Below are 21,513 nucleotides of genomic sequence, written 5' to 3' on the forward strand. Positions count from 1 at the left end.
ACCTCCTTTAAAATAAAAAAAGACTTGATGAGCATACACTCATCAAGTCTTTTATGGTTTTTCTATTAGACTGTTCATGCTTCTCTTTTTACGCAAAAGGGCACGTCAAATAACCAACACCTGTGCTCTTTTTTATTCAATTCATTGAATTGAATGTGCGCTTAAAAGTTTTAGCATAACGACTAAATTCCCTTCTGTCATAACAGCTCTTTTGGCTGATTTTTTTGATAATCCACTGCATATAGAGCCGCTTGGGTTCGATCTGCCAGCTCTAACTTTGATAATACATGAGATACGTGCGTTTTGACAGTCTTCTCAGAAATAAACAGCGATGAGGCAATTTCCTTGTTGCTTTTGCCCTTTGCAATCTCAAATAAGACATCTCGCTCTCTATTGGTGAGCTCTTTCATCAATGCCCATTTCTGCTCTTTTGGCTCTGTCAGATGCTGCACGAGAAAGGTTGTGATATGACCATCTAACTGATAGGTGCCATTTTGTACTTCAATCATGGTCGAAAGCAGCTTTTCTGGTGCTACATCCTTTAATTGATAGGCTTTCGCCCCTGCTTGAATGGCTGGAATGACATAATCTTTATCCGCATAGCTTGTCAGGATCACAATGCGGGTGTCCGGCATTTCCAGCGTCATTTGTTTCGTTGCCTCAATGCCATTCATTACAGGCATAGACAAATCCATTAAGACAATGTCAGGCTGAGTTTCTCTGACAACCTCTAATGCCTCTTGCCCATTGGACGCCTCACCAACGATGTCCACATCAGGCTGTGTCTGCAAGAAAAACACCAGCCCTTTTCTCACAATATGATGATCATCTGCAATGACAACTCTCATGACGATCCCTTCCTTTCTTGTGAAAATGGCACTTTTACATGAATCGTGGTTCCTTTACCTAATTCTGAATAGATACAAAATGTCCCACCTGCTCTTTGGATGCGGTCAGACATCCCTTTCAGCCCAAGTGAAGGAAGGCTCATCTGCTCGTCATATTGAAAACCTTTTCCGCGGTCAATGATTTTCATCTCAAAGGTGTCTCTTGATTGCTCAAGTTTGACCTCAACTTCTTCTACTTCCGCATGTTTTTGACAGTTATTCAGTGCTTCTTGACATACCCGAAACAACGTTTCATTGTGAGAATGATCCATTTCTATACAGCCTGCTAAAGATAAAGTACAGCGTAATCCTAAAAGCTGAGCATACTCTTCAATTGCTGTCGTAAACCCTTTTTCAAGGCCTCTTGGTCTCAGCTGCCAAATGAGTGACCGCATTTCAATCAGTGCGTCTTGTGACAAATGCTGAATAAAATCAATCATTTCCCCTAGATTCTGATCGCTGGTCATTTGCCGTGCAGCCTTAGCAGTCAGACTCACAGAGAACAGCATTTGGTTGACAGAATCATGCAAGTCCTGTGCCAGCCGGTTTCTTTCTTCCAGAAGTGCGTGCTGCTGTTCATTTTGCACAAGCTTCATCCGCTGAATGGCGGTGCCAATTTGAAGTGCAATGCTTTCAAGCAAATTCAGCTCTTCTTGCGTAAATGTGACTTTTCCTTTTGCCGCCACATTTAATAAGCCGAACGTACGCTTACACGCTTGTAGCGGTACGGTCGCATGATGAGTAATTCCTTCTGTATCCCCAAGCTTTTCTTCAATTGCCGTTTCAATCCGTTTGCAGTTAATAATATTGGTGGCTGATTGCAGTGAGCCTTTTGTGTACCGGTTGATGCAATAACAATCATTTTGACACATGAGCTGTTTTTGATGCTTTGCGAGTGCTTCAGGTAAAGAAACCTCTGCCATCAGTTCATATGACCCGTCTTTTTCTATAAAATAAATCCATGCTGAATGAAAGCCTGTGACATCCATCAGCATTTGGAGCACTTCATGAAGCGTTTCTTTCATTTCCATGCCTTCATTTAGCTTTTCAGCAATTTCTTTTAACGTTTTTAATGTTTCAACCTTCTCTTGGTATTCTCCCATACTGTTTACCCCCGGCATTTGCAGCCTTCACTTATCATTACGCTCATTATACCATGAGCCCCCGCTCGGCTCTTTCTCCAAAAGAATGATTTCTTCTCATCCTTTTGGCTGAGAAAAAAGCCATCATGCATTCACACACGATGGCCTTGTCTTTCATTATTTCGCTGTTTCTTCCACAATATCATAAACCACTTTCATCACTTCTTCTGACAGGTGCTTCAGCTTTTCTTCACTATCTGTTAAAGACGTGCCTTTGACTGCTATATAAAATTTCACTTTAGGCTCAGTGCCGGAAGGTCTTAAGCAGAACCATGAGCCATCCTCAAGGAAATATTTCAGCACGTTTGATGCTGGCAGGTGAATGGTTTCCTCTTTCTTTTCAGCCACAAGGTGCCTTTGACTTGATTGATAATCCTCGATCACTGTGATGCGCTGCCCTGCGATGGCAGCTGGCGGATTTGTTCTAAAGGTATGAAGGATCGCTGAAATCTGCTCTGCTCCTTCTTTTCCTTTTAAGGTTAACGACTTTAACCCTTCCCGGTAAAATCCAAACTCCTTGAAAATATCAACAAGCGCGTCGTACAAGGACTTGCCCTGCTTTTTATAGAAGGCTGCGACTTCAACGGCTAATAGTGCCGCTTGCACCGCATCTTTATCTCGGGCAAAGTCACCGATCAAATAGCCATAGCTTTCTTCATAACCGAATTGAAACGTGTATTCTCCGCTCTCTTCAAATTGCTTAATTTTTTCCCCAATAAATTTAAAGCCAGTGAGTGTGTCTATCGTGTCGGCACCAAAAGCAGATGCTACAGCGCGCCCAAGCTCACTTGTAACAATGGTTTTCATCACAACAGGACGAGGCGGCAGCTGACCCAGCTTTTGTTTTTCAGACAATAAATAATGGAGCAGCAGGGCGCCTGTTTGGTTGCCAGTTAAGACGGTAAATTCTCCTTCGTGATCTCTGACCGCAATGCCTAACCTGTCAGCATCTGGATCTGTGGCAATGAGAATATCAGCATTTTGTTTTTCGCCAAGCTTGATGGCATACTCAAATGCCGCATGCTCCTCTGGATTTGGAGAGGTCACTGTTGAGAATTGTGGATCTGGTTTTTCCTGCTCAGGCACAACAGTTACATGCTGATAGCCAAGAGCCTGCAGCCCATTTCTAACAGGGTGATTGGCTGTCCCATGAAGCGGAGTAAACACGACTTTGACATCGACCTCATGTGCCAGCTCTGGGTGCACACTAATGGTTTTTAATTTTTCAATATAAGCATGGTCGATTTCTTCTCCGATCATTTTGATCAGTCCTTGCTGTTTCAACGTTTCTTCAGAATCAACTGAAATCGACAGTTCATTTTCAATTGCATCTACTTCTTGAATGACTTGATCTGCTTCAAATGGAGGTAGCTGCCCGCCATCTTCACCATACACTTTATAGCCATTATATTCTGGTGGATTATGACTTGCTGTCACGACGATTCCGGCAAATGCATGCAGCTCACGAACCGCAAAGGAGAGCTCTGGAGTCGGACGCAATTCATCAAATACGTACGTTTGAATGCCTTGTGAAGCAAGTGTTTTGGCTGCTTCCATTGCAAATTCAGGCGATTTATGGCGTGAATCATATGCAATGGCGACGCCTCTTCTTTTTGCATCCTCTCCATGTTTCGCAATATACGCAGCAAGACCTGCTGATGCTTTACGAACAGTGTACACATTCATTCGGTTCGTACCTGCACCAATCTCACCGCGCATTCCTCCGGTGCCGAACTCAAGGTTTTTGTAGAAACAGTCTTCTAGTGCTTGATGGTCATCTTGATGCGCCTCCAGCCATTCCCTTAGTTCAGTATCCAGGTGCTTCTCATTGATCCATCGCTCATAATTCGTCTTCCAACTCATGGTCGTCCTCCCCAGCTCTTATCATCAATAAAATAACATCTACTGTTATTTTATATGGAATCATCCTTTATGTCATGCTATATCATTGGCAGTTGAAAAAAATGCTGCACAAATAAAAAAAGCCGATACATGATCGGCTTTTAAATTGTTGATAAAGGGCTAAAATGATCTTGCTTCAGCCCTTTGTCTTCTTTTTTTATTCAGCATCAAGCGGTACGACTGCTTCATGGAATAGTTGATCTAATTCTGTTTGATGTTTCTGTTTTGCTGCTTCATCCCAGCCAAAACGTTCTGCCATATAATCGATGACTGGCTGTGCATATTTTTTTGCCCAATTGATATTAAATAATAGGCTTCCTGTTCTTCTTAAGAAGAAATCAACAGGAGTAACGGCTAATTCTTCTTCAATCGCATAGACAAGCTCTGCCAGTACATACGCTGGAATATTTCGTTTGTCTGCTTCACCTTGAAGCTGCTCGACACGTTTGAAGAGACTGCTGACATTTGAGCCATATTTCTCAGCTAGTTTTTGCGCAATCGGTTCTGTTAAACCAACAGACGCCCCTTCTGCTGTTTTCGCTTGAACAAAAGCTGCCATGTTTTTAGATCCGCCTACATGACCGCCTGAGATAGGCATGTGCTTTGTTTTACATGGTCCGTAATCTTTGCCCGTTTCCTGTTTCAATCCATCACGTACTAGATCGACAATATGCTCAGCCATTTTGCGGTAGCCAGTTAATTTACCACCAGCAATGGTGATTAAGCCTGAAGATGATGTCCACACTTCGTCCTTACGAGAAATTTCTGAAGGATCTTTGCCCTCTTCATGAATGAGCGGACGAAGGCCGGCCCAGTTGGATTCTACATCTTTTTCTGTGATATTGAGATCAGGGAACATGTACTGAATCGCTTGGATGACATAGTCACGATCGGCTTTTGTCATACGCGGGTGCTCCAGCTGTTTTTTGTACACTGTATCTGTTGTTCCAACGTACGTTTTGCCTTCTCTTGGAATGGCAAAGACCATACGTTTATCTGGCGTGTCAAAGTAGATCGCTTGTTTTAATGGGAAGACGGATTGGTCGAATACTAAGTGAATACCTTTTGTATGCTGTAAGTGTTTTCCTTCTTTTGAGTGGTCCTTGTCTCTTAGCTGATCGACCCATGGACCTGTCGCATTGACGATCTTCTTCGCATACACATCATATGTTTTCTGCGTCATAACATCTTCAATGACAACACCAACCACTTTGCCTTTATCATAAATAAATTCTTTTACTTTCGCATAGTTGACCGCTTCCGCTCCGAATTTCACAGCCTCTTTCATCACTTCGATTGTGAGGCGTGCATCATCTGTACGGTATTCAACATAGTAGCCGCCGCCTTTTAAGCCGTCCTTTTTGACAAGCGGTTCTTTTTCAAGTGTTTCTTTCGCACTTAGCATGCTTCTGCGTTCGTTATGTTTTACACCAGCTAAAAAGTCATACACTCTAAGTCCAATAGAGGTTGAAAACTTACCAAATGTCCCGCCTTTATGCATCGGAAGAAGCATCCATTCTGGCGTTGTCACATGAGGACCATTTTCGTATACAATGGCACGCTCTTTACCGACCTCTGCGACCATTTTAACTTCAAATTGTTTTAAATAACGAAGTCCGCCGTGCACTAGTTTCGTTGAGCGGCTAGACGTACCTGCTGCGAAATCCTGCATTTCTGCAAGACCGACACGCATTCCGCGTGAAGCCGCGTCAAGTGCTGTACCAGCGCCTGTTATACCCCCACCAATGATAAACACATCATATGGTTTTTTTGTCATTTCCTGCAGCATTTGTTCTCTTTCTAAGCTAGAAAAAGTCATCTCTTGTTCCTCCCATGTTGTACGGTAAAGAAAAAGAGACCGCAAACACCCAAAGCGTATTTCTACACTTCGGTGCCTGCGGTCTCTCCAGTTCTCCAACCGTTCTATTAACTTACTTGAAGTATACCATACTTTTGGTTTATTTGAAAGCTTGAGCTGCTTTTACAGCCTTTTTCCACCCGCTGTATAACGAGTCACGGCTGTCCTCTTCCATTTTAGGGTCAAAGCGCTTGTCAAGGTTCCATTGTTTTGCAATGTCTGAACGGTCGTTCCAGAAGCCAACTGCTATTCCCGCAAGATAGGCCGCACCGAGTGCCGTCGTTTCATTAATTTCTGGACGCTCTACTGGTACATCCAGCAAATCACTTTGGAAGCCCATTAAGAAATCATTCTTTACAGCTCCGCCATCTACACGCAACGTTTTTAATGAGATGTTTGAATCCTTTTCCATCGCATCTAAAACATCCTTCGTTTGATAAGCAAGTGATTCTAACGTTGCACGGACAAAGTGCTCTTTAGAAGTACCGCGTGTTAATCCGAATACAGCGCCTCTGACATCACTGTCCCAGTATGGTGTGCCTAGACCAACGAATGCTGGAACGACATATACGCCATCTGTTGACTCAACTCGCTCCGCATAGGCTTCGCTGTCTTTTGAGTCTTTAAACATTCTCAGTCCGTCGCGCAGCCACTGAATCGCTGAACCAGCTACGAAAATACTTCCTTCTAAAGCATATTCAACTTTACCGTCAATGCCCCATGCAATCGTCGTTAATAAACCATGATCCGACTTAATTGCTTTTTCCCCTGTATTCATCAACATGAAACATCCTGTACCATACGTGTTCTTCGCCATTCCTTCTTCAAAGCAAGCCTGACCGAATAGTGCAGACTGCTGGTCTCCCGCCGCTCCTGCAATCGGGATATTTCTGCCGAAGAAGTGATAGTCTGTTGTTTCACCATAGATGTGTGAAGATGGTTTCACCTCTGGGAGCATAGAAGCAGGTACGCCAAGGATATCAAGTAATTCTTCGTCCCATTTCAGATCGTAAATGTTGAACATTAACGTTCTTGACGCATTGGAGTAATCTGTGACGTGTGATTGACCGCCTGTCATCTTCCAAATAAGCCATGTATCAATTGTGCCAAACAGCAAGTCACCATTTTCTGCTTTCTCACGAGCACCTTCTACATTGTCTAAAATCCATTTTACTTTAGTGCCTGAGAAATAAGCATCTATGAGAAGACCTGTTTTATTTCTAAACGTTTCATTGTGGCCTTTCGCTTTTAGCTCATCACAAATGCCAGACGTTTGTCTAGACTGCCAAACAATTGCATTATAAACGGGTGCGCCTGTATGTTTATCCCAAACAACAGCTGTCTCACGCTGGTTCGTAATTCCGATACCGGCGATTTGATCTGCTCCAATGCCTGATTCAATTAAAGCAGTTGAAATGACGGATAGAACAGAACTCCAAATTTCATTTGCATTGTGTTCTACCCAGCCTGGGTTCGGAAAATATTGATTAAATTCCTTCTGAGCTGTATGTGCAATTTTGCCTTCTTGATCAAATAAGATCGCTCTTGAGCTTGTTGTCCCTTGATCTAAAGCGAGAATATATTTTTCTTTTGCCATGGTGTTTTCCTCCCCTTACATACTTTCATTTACAGCATTTGTTTGATTTTTCGTAGAGACATAGAGTCCTAACAATACCACAACTAAAATAACGCTTACAATCCAAAAGGCTGGAGTGATGTTCGCTTTAAAGGCTGCATTGTAGAAAACACCGCCAAATGCGCCGCCTAAAATTGGACCAACGACTGGCACCCACGCATACTTCCAATTCGATGGACCTTTACCTGGTATCGGCAGAATCGCATGAGCAATTCTCGGACCTAAATCACGTGCAGGGTTGATTGCATAACCAGTTGTTCCGCCTAATGAAAGACCAATTGCGACAATTAAGAAACCAACAATCAGCGGATTGACTCCGTCTGCGAATTTATTTGCACCAATCGCTAAAATTCCTAGAACCAATACAAATGTACCAATCACTTCACTGAGTACGTTTGCAAAAGTATGCGGAATCGCAGGACCAGTTGAGAATACACCCAGCTTTGCACCCGGATCGTCTGTTGCTTTCCAGTGCGGTAAGTAATGTAAAAAGACAATAATAGCTCCTATTAATGCGCCAAGCATTTGACCGGCAATATACATTGGTACATCAGCCCAAGGAAAACTTCCTTCTAGCGCCAGCCCAATTGTTAGTGCTGGATTCAAATGCGCTCCGCTGATTCCACCTGTTGCATAAGCTGCTATGGCTACTGCAAATCCCCATCCGAAAGCGATTACAATCCAGCCGGATTGATATGCGAGCGATTTCTTTAAATTGACTGCCGCACACACACCGCCTCCAAAAATAATGAGCAGCATTGTACCTACGACTTCACCCCAAAATGGTGTCATGAAAATTCCTCCTCTGGTTCAGTTGCCATCCCCTATGAATGTGTGAAAAAGATAAAGAAAAAAGATCCACAACAAACATACTTTACATCAGGGTCATTTGTCACCTAGTAAAGCGCTGTTGTGGATCTCCGTTTCTCCATCACATGATATTAACTTAGTGCTATAGTATCAGAGGATGAAAACGTTGTCAATCAATTTTCACATTTTATCTTTTCACTTTTGGAACGCTTTCCAAAGGGCTGTATTCGATGTTGTCACAGCTGTAGCTCCTGCTTCAAGCGCTCTTTCCACATCTTCTTTTGTGCGGATAAATCCGCCTGCAAATATTGGAATCCCAGCTCGGTCGCGCACTTCAGTAATTAAATCCGGCACAACCCCAGGCAATACTTCAATAAAATCTGGACGATGTTTTCCTACGAACTCCATGCTTTTTTCCATCGCACTTGTATCAAGTAAAAACATTCGCTGAATGGCATATACCTTCTTTTGCTTGGCTTTCACTATGACAGAAGACCTAGTAGAAATAATTCCTGCCGGCTTCATTTCCTGACAAATAAATTCCGTTCCATATTCATCATGTTTGATCCCGTGAATAAGATCGACATGGACGAACATTTTTTTATGATGGGCATTTGCCTCATTCATGATGCCCTTTAGCCGGCCTAAATGAACATCAAGTAAGACCCCATATGTAAATGGACTTTTTAAAAATTCCTCAAATTGCTTCATATTGCGAACAGCAGGTAGAATGGGTTGATCATGAAAACTCATATGCCGTCTCCTTCTAAGTGTATTGGTTCAGCCTTCTTCTAACAGTAATAGAATCTCTTCTATTTTTCAATACACCTAGTGTATCCAATGCCGATTTCACCTATCAGCATCTCAATGGATCTATATATGTGCTTTTTCCATAAAAAAAAAGCAGAGAAATCTCTCTGCTATAACTGTGCCATGCTTTCTTTAAGCGTGTTAATAATAAATGAGGCGTCTTCGTTTGTTATATTTAGCGGTGGTGCAAGCTGGGCAACGTTATTATAGCCGGCAACCGTATCACCATTTTTCCCGATGATCAGTCCGCGTTTTTTACATTCTGCAATCAATTGACCGACAACCTGTGGATCAGCTGGTTTTTTGGACTGTTGATCCTGAACAAGCTCAATTCCAAACAGCAGGCCTTTTCCTCTGACATCACCGACAAATGGATGCTCTTTTAACTCTTGCAAACGTTCAAGCATGTCTTGCCCAAGCGTGTCAGACCGTTCTACTAATTTCTCGTTTTCCATGATCTCTAGGTTCGCAAGGGCAACCGCACAGGAAGCAGGGTGACCGCCAAATGTATTCACATGGCGCAGCCTGTCATACGTATCTTCCCCTGCGTACGCTTCATAGATTTCTCGTTTCACGCACGTTGCAGAAAGCGGTAAATAGCCGCTTGTGATCCCTTTTGCCATTGTGATAATGTCCGGCTTTACTTCCTCATGCATAAAACCAAACCGCTTCCCTGTCCGGCCAAAGCCGCAGATGACTTCATCCACAATGAGAAGCGCTCCATAAGAAGCGCAGATGTCTTTGACCTTCTTCAAATACCCTTTCGGAGGCATTAAGATACCGCCGCCCGTAATAATCGGCTCCATAATGACCCCAGCAATGGTTTCACTTAGTTCCCATGTCATGGCTTGATCTATTGCCGCTGCACTTGCCAAAGTCTCTTGATCCTCAGGATGACGATACATATCAGGCGGTGCGACATGGATAAAGCCTTGACCTAATGGTTCATATTTATATTTACGCTGCGCCTGCCCCGTTGCGGCAAGGGCTGCTGCTGTATTGCCGTGATACGACCGATACCTGGAGATGAACTTTGTTCTTGTGCTCTCTCCTTTTTGCGCATGATATTGTTTGGCGATCTTAAATGCGGCTTCATTGGCTTCAGAACCGCTGTTAGAAAAGAAGATGACATAGTCCCCGCCAAGCCATTCATTTAGCTTTTCAGCGAGCTGAATTGCTGGCACATGGCTTTGCGTCAGCGGATAGTAAGGCATTGTATTTAGCTGCTTATATGCCGCTTCTGCAAGCTCTTTTCTGCCATAACCGGCATTTACACACCAAAGACCTGACATCCCATCTAAATATCGATTCCCATGAATATCTGTCACCCATGCGCCTTCTGCCTCGTGAATGACCATGCTTTCATTTTCCTTGTTTGTCCCTTTCATATGATGCCAGATCAACTGATCATCTTTCGTCTGAAGATTTTGAGCCTGCTCATGTATTTTCATCTTCCCGCCCCCATGTATCCGTTTTCATCATTAAAGAAGCTTAGACCGGTTCAGCAGCACATTGCCTCTCCATTCATTATATGGATGAAAAGGGAGGCATATGAAACTGAAACTAGGCCGCCCGTAAGAGAGAACCAATCGTTACTTACATTATAAAAAAGGGGACGGGCTGATTACATTAGACAGATCGTCAACTGATTGAAAAGAACCATAAGACATTCTACTCGGGTGCCTTAGCAAATCTAACACACCTCGTTAACGATTTCCTTGCAGGAATTCATATGCAAGAATCGCAAATTCAAGCGCCTGTCGTTTCGGTGCCTGCATCATATCCTCACCAAGCAATGCATGCAGTTTATCTAGTCTATGATAAAGCGTCTGCCTGACAATATAGAGCTGGCTTGCAGTTTCCTTTTTAGAACCGTTTGTCTGTAAAAAGATATTCAGCGTTTGATAGAGTCTTCCGCTATTTTGCTTATCATATAAAATCACAGGCTCCAAATACTCTTTCACCATACATTCAAGCAAGCCGCTTTCCTGCATGACAGGCATGAGACGGAGCATATGCAAATCTTGATAAAATGGGCTTTCCACCCGCTGGGGCATCACTTTCTTTATATGCAGCACTTCTTTGGCTGCCTGAAAGCTTTTTCTCATATGCTGAAACTGTTCACAATATGGACCAATGCCAAAATTGATCACAGTTCCGCGGGGCTGCTCCCGATCATACAATTGTTTGATGTCAGCTGCCGCCTTCTCTGCACGCTCTTTCCAGTCCTCCTTCTTTCTCGTGTTTAATAAAATAAACAAGGTTTGTCCTTGATGCTCATATGGAATCAAGTGGAAACCCGCCCGCTGAAAGATGGAGCGGCACGATACGAGAAAATAAAGGTTTCCTGCAATTTCTTCGATTTGATGATGCTTTTGAAAGAGCATGACCACACAGCCGGTTGGTTTTTTCAACCCTTCTGTTTCTTCAAGATGCTCTAAAATATCTCTTTCTGTATGCTCTTCTTGGAACCATTTTTGCAGCCATTCGTTCTCTTTTGTCTTCTTCAGCTCTTCTGTATAAAGCTCTCTTAACGTTTGCTGGGCAAGAGCATTTGCTCCTTTATCCATGACAAGCAGTTCGAATTCTGAGAGCGCGTTCGTTTGATGAATAAGCACAAGGTCTGCAAATGTCTGCTTGAGTGCGAGCACTTGTTTTTGGGTCACTTCGTATCCTCTTGGCAAGGAAGAAAACTGTAAATAATTCATGACCAGCTCTTCAGTTTGTTTGGAGGAATCACATAAAATAATCGGCTCCCCCTGAACAGGAATGAGTAAAAGAATGCCCCTTACGTGCTGATACACTTGATCCAAGATATCCATCTGCGGATGAGGAGTCAGTAATAGCTCATTCAGCTTTGATGATAGTGCTTCTAAATCAGCCATCATTTGATACTGGCGTTCAATCATCATCGTATGGAGATGCTGTGTGATGTTGACGAATTTCACTTCTTTTGTAAACAAAATCAGCGGAAAATCTCTTTCTTCTGCATACGCAATCAGTTCTTCCGGCACATCGAATCTGAGTGGAACAAATTCAATACACAAGCCTGCCGCACCAGAATCAATCAGCTGTTTTAAAAATGCTTGAAACACGTCCAATTGATCATGAAAGCCTGCGGCTGTTGTTAATATGAGCTCTCCCCCATTTAACAAATCTTCTACAGCAGGCACTTCTAGCACATGGACCCACTTGACCTGTCGAAACAACCCCTTTTCTCCTGCTAACACTTTCGCATGGGCAAAATACTTTGTTTTCAACACATCACTCACTTGAAAATGAACATCTACATTCATTCATATGTCCCCCTTTGTTAGCCGCCTAGCCCCTATCCCAGAGGGTGCATAGATAAAATCCATAATAAAACAGGTAATGTCACGATGCTTAAAACGGTACTGAGAAATGTCGTGCTTGAGACAAACTCAGGCTTCGTTCGAAATTGTACAGCCATCAGCGTGGTATTTGCTGCTGTCGGCATAGCGGCCACTAAGATCATAATTTGTTTCACCAAATCATCTACCGGTAAAATGAGCGTAAAACCAAATGCGATCATTGGTGAGATAAATAGTTTCAGCAGGACAGCATAAGAAATATGGCGATAATCCACTTGCTTAAAAGAAATGACGGCAAGCTGCATGCCTAAAATAAGCATAATCGTTGGTATAGCAGCATCCCCAACTAGCTGAACACCAGTCATCACCTCTTTAGGTAATGAAAGATCAATCAGCTGAAATAATAGACCGAGGAGTGCCCCATATGCAACCGGCATACGCAGCACTTTTTTCAGCACAACCTTTCCATCTCCTGCATCCTCTCCGCCCTTTGCTGCATAATACATACCGATTGTACTCATGACAAGCTGCTGCAGCACCATTAACACAATCGCAATATCAAGCCCAGCAGCTCCGAAGACAAGCAAGACTACGGGCGTGCCGTAATTCCCATTGTTCATAAAGGCTGACGACAGAATCATGGCACAATACATTTCATTCGAATAACCATAAATACGAGATAAAATAAAAACGCATAAAACAAGTGAAAGACAAAGTCCGACGACAAAAATAGATAGGTACACATAGTCCATCGACACTTTGTTTTGATAAAAGGTTTCAAACGCAAGAAATGGTGACATTAAATATAAAGACATTGATGAGAGCGTATGTATGTCAAAACCAATGGCCTTCTGCCCAATATACCCGATAAGAAAGATGCCGAACACTGGCAGTAAGACAAGTAAAAACTCCATGCTGCACCTACTTTTCTCTAGATGAATTCCTATTTTTTGCTTCCTCATTATCATACCATTGTTAAACAATAAAAAAGAAGCACCCTCATGAAAGGGCGCTCCTCTCCTCATCCATATAAAACACTTCCCACAAATGACCGTCAAGATCCTGAAAGCTCCAGCCATACATAAACCCATGATCCTGCTTTTCCTTAAACGGTGAACCGCCTGCTGCCATCGCCTGCTCCACCAGGTCATCGACCTCTTTTCGTGAATCAACCCGCATAGAGATAATGACCTCTGATGCCTGCCTTGCATCCACCAATTGTTTCTCTGAGATGGTTTGAAAATGCTTATGGGATAACAACATGACCGTGATGGTGTCACCAATGACCAAACAAGCTGCCTGATCATTCGAAAGCTGCTCTTGAAAGTCAAAACCCAGCTGCTCAAAAAAAGCCCTTGATTCCTTGACATGCTTTACCGGCAAATTGATATACAAATGTTTAGCTTGTCGCCCCATGTTCCTCTCCTTTTTGAACACATGATCTCTTTTCAAGTATATTCGGATTTTGCTCCGGCATCCCTTTATCACGTGAAAAAATAAGAGCTCCGCCTTATTTAGACAATAAATGATGATGAATCTTGAACAGGTCGCAGCGAAAGCTTTAGCTCGTCTCTTAAAAAAATGTCATCAAAAAGAAGCGCCTTGTGACAGACGCTTCCTTGCATTATTTATTTCTTATATTCAATATGGTACACGTCTCTTCTTCGGTCTTTGAGCTGACGTACCGTTCCATCTTGCCGCTGTCTTCTTAAAATTTCTAAATCGACATCGCCCACGACAACCATTTCTATATTCGGATTACACTCTCCTACAATCCCATCTCTTGCAAATTCAAAGTCAGATGGGGCAAAAATCGCTGATTGTGCATATTGGACATCCATATTTTCGGTTTGCGGAAGGTTTCCGACAGTTCCTGAGATAACGGTATAAATCTGGTTTTCAACCGCTCTAGCCTGTGCACAGTAACGCACTCTTAAATAGCCTTGACGGTCTTCTGTACAGAACGGAGTAAAAATAATTTTTGCTCCTTTATCAGCTGCAATCCGAGCAAGCTCAGGAAATTCAATATCGTAGCAAATTTGGATTGCAATTTTTCCGCAGTCCGTATCAAATACACGAACCTGATCACCTGCTGAGATCCCCCACCATTTTCTTTCATTCGGTGTGATATGAAGTTTATATTGCTTTTCAATCGTTCCATCACGTCTAAATAAATAAGCGATATTGTAGATTTTCCCTTCCTCTTCAACGAAATGGGATCCGCCAATGATGTTAATGTTGTACTTCACAGAAAGGTCTGTGAACAAATTAATGTAGTCCTCGGTATATTCCGTGATCCGCTGCACTGCAAGACTTGGGGAGCGCTCCTCTAAGTAAGACATGAGCTGCGTTGTAAAAATTTCTGGGAATACGGCAAAGTCGGCTGATGCATCTGATGCGACATCAACATAATACTCCACCTGATTCATAAATTCCTCGAAGGAATGAATTTGTTTCATCGCATATTGAATGACGCAAATGCGAACTGGGAACGCCGATTTATAATATCTCTTCGATTGCGGACGATAATCAACATTGTTCCATTCCATTAATGTCGCATATGTGCTGGATGCCTTATCATCCGGCAAGTAATTCGGATTGATCCGCATGAGGCTGAATTCATTTAACAGCTGAAAAGATAAAACAGGATCATAAATTTGGTGAAGCATGACCTGCTCCACATATTGACGAGGCGTCATTTCCTCTTGGTATTTATGATAATTCGGGATGCGTCCGCCAATGATGATGCTTTTTAAATTTAATCTTCTCGCTAAGTCTTTTCTTGCTTCATATAAACGATGGCCAATTTTCATGCGGCGGTACTCAGGACTGACCATCACCTCAATTCCGTACATATTCATCCCATCTGGATTATGGTTTGTGATGTACCCATCATCTGTGATGTCCTGCCAAGTATGGCGGTCATCGTATTCATCAAAGTTAATTAATAAACTTGAACAAGAGCCAATGATTTCTCCCTCAAATTCAGCACAAAACTGTCCTTCTGGGAAATGCTCAAGATGGCTTTCAAGGTGCTCTCGTTTCCATGGGTCCATGCCCGGAAAGCATACCTCCTGTAAGGCAATAATTCGGTCAATATCTTCTTCCCGGATATTACGGATCACCATTCTTTTTTCAAACCGCGTTAAATCGAGTTTTTCTGCCATGATGTTTTTGCCCCCTTACTGATCCTCTTTTTCAAGCTGATGGAATAGCTGGAGCAATTCAATTTCAGCCATCGATTCTAATCTGACATCATATTCTTCAAATTGCAGCGTGCTCGTCACTTTGTTTGGGACGATAACGCATTTCATGCCTGCCCGTTTGGCAGCAACTGACCCATTCACTGAATCCTCAAATGCCACACAATCCTTTGGCTCTACACCTAAGCAGCTTGCGGTTTGCAAATAAAGCTCTGGATGAGGTTTGACTTCTTCCACATCATCTGACGTGCGGATACATTCAAAGTAATCGAAAAGACCAATCTGCTTCAGGTGATCAGACACCCATTTATAGTCTGAGCTGGAAGCAAGTCCAATCTTGATCCCAAGCTCCTTCGCTGCCTGTAAATAAGCTTCTACGCCGGGTCTTGCTGATTCGTCCTTCATCCTCTTTTGAAAACGAGAACGCCGGTCCGCTGTGAGCGCCTCATGATCCAGCGTCTTTCCCAGCTGCTTTTCTAAGTATTCAAATGGCTTAAAGCCTGCCTGCGTTCCGATGACGTTGCCCCATACGGAAAGAGGCAGCTCCGACTCATGCTCCGCAAACATTTCTTGTAAAACTTCATATTCATGTGTTTCTGTATCTAAAATTAATCCGTCAAAATCAAATATAATCGCCTTTACCAACGAGGCCACTCCTTTTTTTACGAAAGTCTTTAATATGATACCCAATGCTATCATATCGTGAATAAAATTGACTTTCAAAGATGAATGTCTGCTAAAATAATTATGTATAAAAGGAGCCTGTACCATTTTGTCAGGCTCCTACCCGTGTTTGGTTCATTCTGCAAGAGATCCAAGCGCTCCGATTCGTGGAGAAATAGGCAATGTTGAAAAAGAGCGGGTTTGGTATTACAGATCTTAAAGGTTTCTCCGTTCCCTTAAAAATAGTATGTGCGGCAGCCTAATAAGTTAACAAGGAAGTTCACACCAACTTTTACGCATTTTGAAGGCGGCGGCTGGAAAAATCGTCTAAATCAAACGGAAAAGAAAAGCCGCATGCATTGATCTGCTCACGGTTTCGCTCGAATAGCTCACGATCACGCTTTGTAATTTGGCGTTTAGGTTTTACAATAATGGTATGTAATAGCTGAAGTCCCGATAAAATACGAAAAGCATCGTCCATCGTTCCGTTATAAACCCCTTCAACAAAGGTCAGCGGTTGTTCTTTTTGACGCGCGGCGAGCTGCTTTCCACCAACAGCATGGGATAGAAGCTCTTCTACATCCTTTGATATTTCTTCAATCGCCTGCTCCTGCAGGTCTGTAGCAGCTTTCATTAATCTCACGTGACATCTACCTCTCTGTCGTTATTTCTTCATTCAGAATAGCACAGAAAAAAAGGCGTTCGCCAAGGTAAGTGTTTCCTATATATACCCAAAGAGAGGAACGGATATCATGAACATTAAAGGACATACGCTCTCGCTAAAAGCAGGTGAGCAGCATCATGACATTTCACTTAGTCAGTTTTTAAAAACAGCCGTGTCGGCCTCAAAACCGATTATCCATTTTTGGATGGAGCATCAAAAAGTACGTATAAATCAAAAGCCTGCCCATCACGCGGCAAAAGTCAGTACAGGCGATCACATCTTGATCGATTTATTTGAAACGGAAGAGAGTGATGTAACGCCAGAATATGGTGAATTAGAGGTGCTCTTTGAGGACGAGCACTTATTGATTGTGCAAAAGCCCGCCGGACGGCCAACGCACCCAAATGAAAAGGGACAAACAGGCACACTGGCTAACCTTGTGGCCTTCCATTTTCAAGCAAATGGCGAGGAAAAACGGGTGAGACATATCCACAGGCTTGATCAAGATACAAGCGGCACTGTCATTTTTGCTAAACACAGGTTAGCTCATACCGTGCTTGATCAAATGCTTTCTAAAAAAACGATCCATAGAACATACATCGCCATCGCAGAAGGACTTTTCAAGAAAAAGAAAGGCACGATCGATGCAGCGATCGGACGTGACAAGCATCATGGCGTCAGACGAAGAATCTCTCCTACTGGTCAAAGTGCTGTGACTCATTTTCAGGTTATGGACACTAATAAACATCTGCAAATGACAGCGGTTAAGCTGCAATTAGAGACCGGAAGAACACATCAAATTCGTGTCCATCTTAGCAGTCTCGGGCATCCTTTAGCCGGGGATTCACTTTATGGCGGGGCTCGCGCCTATATCAACAGATGCGCTCTTCACGCCAAACAAGTAGACATGACACATCCTTTTACAGGTGAGCATCTGAGCATAGAAGCGCCGCTTCCACTAGATATGGCTCAGCTCATTGACGAGATCATTCATTAAAAAAAGAGCCTGCTTTTGATAAGCAGGCTCTTTTTTCTTTAGACAGATGCTCTTTTTGCATAAATAATATACCGCTCTGGTGCATTGCCAACGAAATGAAATGGATAGCATGTCGTTAACACGAGCTCTTCCTTTTCATTCTGCAAAGTAATAATGGAAGTATCATGCTGATCCACGATTTTCGTATGCGTGATTTCATAAACAAACTCACCATACGGCACAGTGATTTTAAGCTGATCCCCAATATCCAGCTCACCTGTTCGGCGAAATACCGTGTCACGATGGCCAGATAGGACGATTTGTCCCTTTTGATCAGGATAATAACTGCCTTTGTAATGCCCGACTCCTTTGGCAAGATCATCTGCATCTGTCCCTTCGACAATGGGCAGGTCTGCTTTTAATTTCGGAATCGTCAGGATGCCAGAAGCTTTCCCTATTTCAGGAGAAAACTTCTTCTTTGACATCCCTTGATCGTCCGCTACTGCCTTCTTCGCGTCTTCTAATGATTGTGCCGTTTGAAGGTGTGTAGAGGCGATTTGCCAAATTCCCCAGCCGAGCAGGATGATTCCTGCTGTCATCACAGTAAGTGCAAGCCACTTCTTCATGCTTAAACTCCTTTGCCTGTTACATTTCTCTTAGATGATACGCTCTTTAGCTTGCTGCTTTTTCTTCTTGTTTTGCTTTTTGAATTCGTCCCTCTTTTTGATACACAATGGAAGCTCCATCAAAGCTCTTCACAAAAGCGACAGTGGCTTCTAGATCCTCTGGACCTGTTTCGGGATTTTTCCCGAGCCGGCCTATCGGCGCATATTTACTGCCGGTGGCAGTTGCCATAAAGTTATTTACTGTGAGTGTATATGTTTGATCGAGCGCAACGGATGAACCATCAGGCAGCTTTAAGTCGACTACTTTATATGTTACCGGATCATAGGAATATGAAAAGCCCGAAATGCTATAATCTGGTCCAAACTGTGGTGAAATTTGCGCTTCTATGATCTCAGCCAAGTCTTTCCCCTTAATCTCAAGTTTAACTAAGACGTTGCCGAAAGGCTGAATATTAAACAAATCTCCCCACGTAATCGGCCCTTTTTCAAGGGTTTGCCTGATCCCGCCGCCATTCATCATGGCAAAATCACTTTTCATCGAATATCTCATACCATCAGCAATCAAATTACCGAGCGGCGTGTCTCCATCATTTGAATAGCCGCCTTCCATTTTGACACCAGCTTCTCCAACTACCTCACTAATAATCGGCTCAACTTCTTTCCCGTAATGAGCCAAGATGCCGGCTGATTCCTTGTCCTTTTCAATACCAGATTGGTCTACATACTGGATATTTGCACTCTTTTTGACAATATCCTTCGTTTTGCGGTCAAGTGTTACATTGACTTCGCCAATGGCCTTCCCATATTCAAAGGCTTGAACAATTAATTTACCATTGACCTCTCCGTTTACCACTTCGTGATTATGCCCTGCAAAGATGACATCAATTTCATCATCGCCTTCTTTCGCAAGCTTCGCACTCTCTCCAGTGATGGTATCTCCATTTTGAAAGGCTGTCATATGAGCTAAGACTGCAATGGCTTTGATCCCTTTTTGTTTTAATTCCTTCGTGGCTTCATTTACGGCTTTGACTTCATCTGTAAACTGAATGTCTTTAATCCCTTCTGGCATCACCATTCCTGCGGCTGACTTTGTCACAACTCCGATAAATGCTACAGGGATTCCTTCAACATCCATGATTTCATAAGCAGGTAAAAGTGGTTTGCCTGTATCCTTGTATTCACAGTTTGCACAAACAAGCGGAAAATTCTGTCCGTCATATCCCTTTGTGCCTTTAGGATGATCTCCACCATTTATGATACGTAATAGCTCGTCCACCCCTTCATCAAATTCATGGTTGCCAACCGTGCCAACATCAAAGCCAATGTTTTCCATGAGTTCAACCGTTGGTTCATCTTGCAGAAGTGAAGATATTGGAGAGCTGCCGCCAATCATATCTCCAGCATGGACTGTGATCGTATTTTTGTGTGCTGCTTGTTTTTGTTTCATATAAGCCGCCACATAATCCATCCGTCCGTACGTTCCTTTATTGCCATCACCTTTCAGGTCCAGCTCGTATTGTTGATCGATTTTCCCGTGTAAATCATTCATGCTTAAAATGGTTAATGGGACTTCGCCCGTCCCCTCTGCCGGCTGATAGCCAGCCTGTTCTGCTTCTTCTTTTGAAGCAAAAAAGATGCGTTTGTCTACAGCAATTTCTTTCCAGCTGTCAGGCGATACGTAGGTTTTCGCCGATGAATCACCGACATAGCGTGTGAGTCCTTTTTTCTGTTCACGTGCTCTAAATTCAAACGGCTGTTCTAGCAGCGGGTCCGCTTCGTTCCAAATGCCCAGCCCTTTTTCTTTCGCCTCTTTGACAGCTTTTTGGAACGTCTGATACTCCTTTTCATCTCCAACTGGCCAGATGAAATACGTAGGGGCATATCCTTTTTTCACAAGCTCTAAATTCGTATTAACCCCTTTTTTGGTTTTCACTTGAGCTAAGAGACGTCCATAGCCGTCCTTCGCTTCGGGACCAATCTTCAATGTGACTTTATCTCCGCTTGAAAGAAGCGTATTTAAATAGTCCGTCGCCTTCTGTCCAAAACGCAGCTGGTTTTGATCTAATTCATTTTTTGGCTTATGGTACGTTTCCGGCGTGTCCATATTCACAAAGCGCACCTTTGTTGTACCAAGCACAGGCTTTTTTAAGTGAATCGTATCTCCATCCACCACCCGGTCAACCGTTGCCGCGTATTCTTTCTTGATTTTTGGCGGCTTTGGCTGGCGTTTTAAGAGGCTGACATCACCCTTGTGTCTTGGAAGCACCTGCAGCGTATCATATCTGCTCAACACTCCTGTAAACTCATACCATTTCCCTGTCTTTACTTCATCAATAGCACTTGTATCCACCATCACTCTGAGGATGGTGCTGTGATATTTTTTATCAATGATCACCACATTGTATCCACCGCCAGCCGGCTGCTCTGGTTTTGAATCAACATAACCTTTGACCTTCACAAGTTTTCCTTCATGTTTACGTGCCTGATCCGTTTCTAGTTGTTTCAGTGAGACTCGCTTCGGCTTTGGCAAGGTTTGATTCACACCATCGATCTTCAGGCGGTCTCGATCTGGCACAATTTCAATCAGGCCTTTATAAGACGTGATCTTCCCCGATACTGTCACCTTCATGCCCGCTTTTAGTTCTGGGAAATTGTTAGGCTGTGCTGAATAAATATTGATTCCAGCTGATTTATCTTGAATGTATGTTGACAGTTTCCCATTGCCTATAGCAGATTGATCCGCTGTCACGATTCCGCTCACCGTCACCGTCTCTCCGATCAGCTGACGGGCTTTCTTGATTTTCATTGGCTTCTTTTGGTTCCATACCGTTTCCTTCTTTTCAGACGCGCTGGCTTGTTCTGCTGTAATCATGCCAGGCAGTAAGGATTGCAGACTAAAGATCACCAAAACCAAACAGCAGATCATTCGAATGGATCGAACACGTTTCATTAGACCTCTCCCCTTTCGAGCTTCATCTCTCATAGTGTACTAAGTAATTATTGA

At 43.1% G+C, this 21,513-nt stretch carries 17 protein-coding genes; 1 reads left to right on the plus strand and 16 read right to left on the minus strand.

The genetic code is table 11. The annotated features are described in order from the left end of the window. Window positions 1-197: 197 nt before the first annotated feature. The 14 genes from ACLGGR_RS04680 to ACLGGR_RS04745 all read right to left on the minus strand — a co-directional run bounded on the left by ACLGGR_RS04680 (window position 198) and on the right by ACLGGR_RS04745 (window position 16,886). Complete coding sequence (locus tag ACLGGR_RS04680) at window positions 198-848, minus strand: response regulator (RefSeq protein ID WP_075622701.1); 651 nt, start codon at window positions 846-848, stop codon at window positions 198-200. Beyond that, a complete protein-coding gene (locus tag ACLGGR_RS04685) occupies window positions 845-1,990 on the minus strand; it encodes a GAF domain-containing sensor histidine kinase (RefSeq protein ID WP_142944382.1) in 1,146 nt (381 codons plus the stop codon). Before ACLGGR_RS04685 ends, ACLGGR_RS04680 begins: the two co-directional genes overlap by 4 nt. Before the next feature lie 156 nt (window positions 1,991-2,146). After that, on the minus strand, window positions 2,147-3,892 hold the full coding sequence (locus tag ACLGGR_RS04690) for a phospho-sugar mutase (protein ID WP_142944381.1): 1,746 nt from the start codon (window positions 3,890-3,892) through the stop codon (window positions 2,147-2,149). 196 nt (window positions 3,893-4,088) lie between these two features. Next, window positions 4,089-5,750 (minus strand): glycerol-3-phosphate dehydrogenase, encoded by a 1,662-nt coding sequence (glpD, locus tag ACLGGR_RS04695; protein WP_323647456.1) that lies wholly within the window; start codon window positions 5,748-5,750, stop codon window positions 4,089-4,091. A gap of 139 nt (window positions 5,751-5,889) precedes the next feature. After that, entirely contained in the window at window positions 5,890-7,386 is a 1,497-nt protein-coding gene (glpK, locus tag ACLGGR_RS04700; RefSeq protein WP_410972582.1) for a glycerol kinase GlpK, read from the minus strand. A 15-nt stretch (window positions 7,387-7,401) separates the two neighbouring features. Then, a complete protein-coding gene (locus tag ACLGGR_RS04705) occupies window positions 7,402-8,217 on the minus strand; it encodes an MIP/aquaporin family protein (RefSeq protein ID WP_142944378.1) in 816 nt (271 codons plus the stop codon). A 213-nt stretch (window positions 8,218-8,430) separates the two neighbouring features. After that, a complete protein-coding gene (locus tag ACLGGR_RS04710) occupies window positions 8,431-8,988 on the minus strand; it encodes a glycerol-3-phosphate responsive antiterminator (RefSeq protein ID WP_142944377.1) in 558 nt (185 codons plus the stop codon). Window positions 8,989-9,155: 167 nt separating this feature from the next. Next, on the minus strand, window positions 9,156-10,496 hold the full coding sequence (locus tag ACLGGR_RS04715) for an aspartate aminotransferase family protein (protein WP_410972583.1): 1,341 nt from the start codon (window positions 10,494-10,496) through the stop codon (window positions 9,156-9,158). 255 nt (window positions 10,497-10,751) lie between these two features. Continuing rightward, the gene (locus tag ACLGGR_RS04720; protein WP_142944375.1) at window positions 10,752-12,341 is read right to left on the minus strand and encodes a PucR family transcriptional regulator; all 1,590 of its coding nucleotides are present in this window, start codon (window positions 12,339-12,341) and stop codon (window positions 10,752-10,754) included. Window positions 12,342-12,373: 32 nt separating this feature from the next. Beyond that, a complete protein-coding gene (locus tag ACLGGR_RS04725) occupies window positions 12,374-13,291 on the minus strand; it encodes an AEC family transporter (RefSeq protein ID WP_142944374.1) in 918 nt (305 codons plus the stop codon). Between the two features lie 85 nt (window positions 13,292-13,376). After that, window positions 13,377-13,793: a VOC family protein gene (locus ACLGGR_RS04730; RefSeq protein ID WP_142944373.1), complete on the minus strand. Its 417-nt coding sequence runs from the start codon at window positions 13,791-13,793 to the stop codon at window positions 13,377-13,379. A gap of 212 nt (window positions 13,794-14,005) precedes the next feature. Continuing rightward, window positions 14,006-15,544, minus strand: a complete 1,539-nt coding sequence (locus tag ACLGGR_RS04735) for a bifunctional GNAT family N-acetyltransferase/carbon-nitrogen hydrolase family protein (RefSeq protein ID WP_012009394.1) — start codon at window positions 15,542-15,544, stop codon at window positions 14,006-14,008. Window positions 15,545-15,559: 15 nt separating this feature from the next. After that, on the minus strand, window positions 15,560-16,225 hold the full coding sequence (locus tag ACLGGR_RS04740; RefSeq protein WP_041089572.1) for an HAD family hydrolase: 666 nt from the start codon (window positions 16,223-16,225) through the stop codon (window positions 15,560-15,562). 310 nt (window positions 16,226-16,535) lie between these two features. Next, window positions 16,536-16,886, minus strand: coding sequence for a DUF5365 family protein (locus ACLGGR_RS04745; protein WP_410972584.1), 351 nt, complete (start codon window positions 16,884-16,886; stop codon window positions 16,536-16,538). Window positions 16,887-16,995: 109 nt separating this feature from the next. Here ACLGGR_RS04745 and ACLGGR_RS04750 point away from each other — a divergent pair, with 109 nt between their 5' ends. Continuing rightward, window positions 16,996-17,904, plus strand: coding sequence for an RluA family pseudouridine synthase (locus ACLGGR_RS04750; protein ID WP_410972585.1), 909 nt, complete (start codon window positions 16,996-16,998; stop codon window positions 17,902-17,904). A gap of 38 nt (window positions 17,905-17,942) precedes the next feature. Here the strand turns inward: ACLGGR_RS04750 and ACLGGR_RS04755 are convergent, their stop codons facing one another. Together ACLGGR_RS04755 and ACLGGR_RS04760 are read right to left on the minus strand one after the other, a co-directional pair. Continuing rightward, the gene (locus tag ACLGGR_RS04755; protein ID WP_095408068.1) at window positions 17,943-18,509 is read right to left on the minus strand and encodes a class D sortase; all 567 of its coding nucleotides are present in this window, start codon (window positions 18,507-18,509) and stop codon (window positions 17,943-17,945) included. 46 nt (window positions 18,510-18,555) lie between these two features. Further along, on the minus strand, window positions 18,556-21,459 hold the full coding sequence (locus tag ACLGGR_RS04760; protein WP_410972586.1) for a 5'-nucleotidase C-terminal domain-containing protein: 2,904 nt from the start codon (window positions 21,457-21,459) through the stop codon (window positions 18,556-18,558). Between the last annotated feature and the right edge of the window lie 54 nt (window positions 21,460-21,513).

This window comes from Bacillus sp. BD48 (assembly GCF_046566805.1).
In the GTDB taxonomy this organism is placed as follows: Bacteria; Bacillota; Bacilli; order Bacillales; family Bacillaceae; genus Bacillus; species Bacillus safensis.

What these genes read in the sequence shown, in the direction of transcription:
- ACLGGR_RS04755 (WP_095408068.1), bottom strand. Translation starts at nt 18,509, where the DNA reads ATGAAGAAGTGGCTTGCACTTACTGTGATGACAGCAGGAATCATCCTG.
- ACLGGR_RS04735 (WP_012009394.1), bottom strand. Translation starts at nt 15,544, where the DNA reads ATGGCAGAAAAACTCGATTTAACGCGGTTTGAAAAAAGAATGGTGATC.
- glpK (WP_410972582.1), bottom strand. Translation starts at nt 7,386, where the DNA reads ATGGCAAAAGAAAAATATATTCTCGCTTTAGATCAAGGGACAACAAGC.
- ACLGGR_RS04710 (WP_142944377.1), bottom strand. Translation starts at nt 8,988, where the DNA reads ATGAGTTTTCATGATCAACCCATTCTACCTGCTGTTCGCAATATGAAG.
- ACLGGR_RS04750 (WP_410972585.1), top strand. Translation starts at nt 16,996, where the DNA reads ATGAACATTAAAGGACATACGCTCTCGCTAAAAGCAGGTGAGCAGCAT.
- ACLGGR_RS04680 (WP_075622701.1), bottom strand. Translation starts at nt 848, where the DNA reads ATGAGAGTTGTCATTGCAGATGATCATCATATTGTGAGAAAAGGGCTG.
- ACLGGR_RS04685 (WP_142944382.1), bottom strand. Translation starts at nt 1,990, where the DNA reads ATGGGAGAATACCAAGAGAAGGTTGAAACATTAAAAACGTTAAAAGAA.
- glpD (WP_323647456.1), bottom strand. Translation starts at nt 5,750, where the DNA reads ATGACTTTTTCTAGCTTAGAAAGAGAACAAATGCTGCAGGAAATGACA.
- ACLGGR_RS04760 (WP_410972586.1), bottom strand. Translation starts at nt 21,459, where the DNA reads ATGAAACGTGTTCGATCCATTCGAATGATCTGCTGTTTGGTTTTGGTG.
- ACLGGR_RS04725 (WP_142944374.1), bottom strand. Translation starts at nt 13,291, where the DNA reads ATGGAGTTTTTACTTGTCTTACTGCCAGTGTTCGGCATCTTTCTTATC.
- ACLGGR_RS04730 (WP_142944373.1), bottom strand. Translation starts at nt 13,793, where the DNA reads ATGGGGCGACAAGCTAAACATTTGTATATCAATTTGCCGGTAAAGCAT.
- ACLGGR_RS04690 (WP_142944381.1), bottom strand. Translation starts at nt 3,892, where the DNA reads ATGAGTTGGAAGACGAATTATGAGCGATGGATCAATGAGAAGCACCTG.
- ACLGGR_RS04720 (WP_142944375.1), bottom strand. Translation starts at nt 12,341, where the DNA reads ATGAATGTAGATGTTCATTTTCAAGTGAGTGATGTGTTGAAAACAAAG.
- ACLGGR_RS04715 (WP_410972583.1), bottom strand. Translation starts at nt 10,496, where the DNA reads ATGAAAATACATGAGCAGGCTCAAAATCTTCAGACGAAAGATGATCAG.
- ACLGGR_RS04705 (WP_142944378.1), bottom strand. Translation starts at nt 8,217, where the DNA reads ATGACACCATTTTGGGGTGAAGTCGTAGGTACAATGCTGCTCATTATT.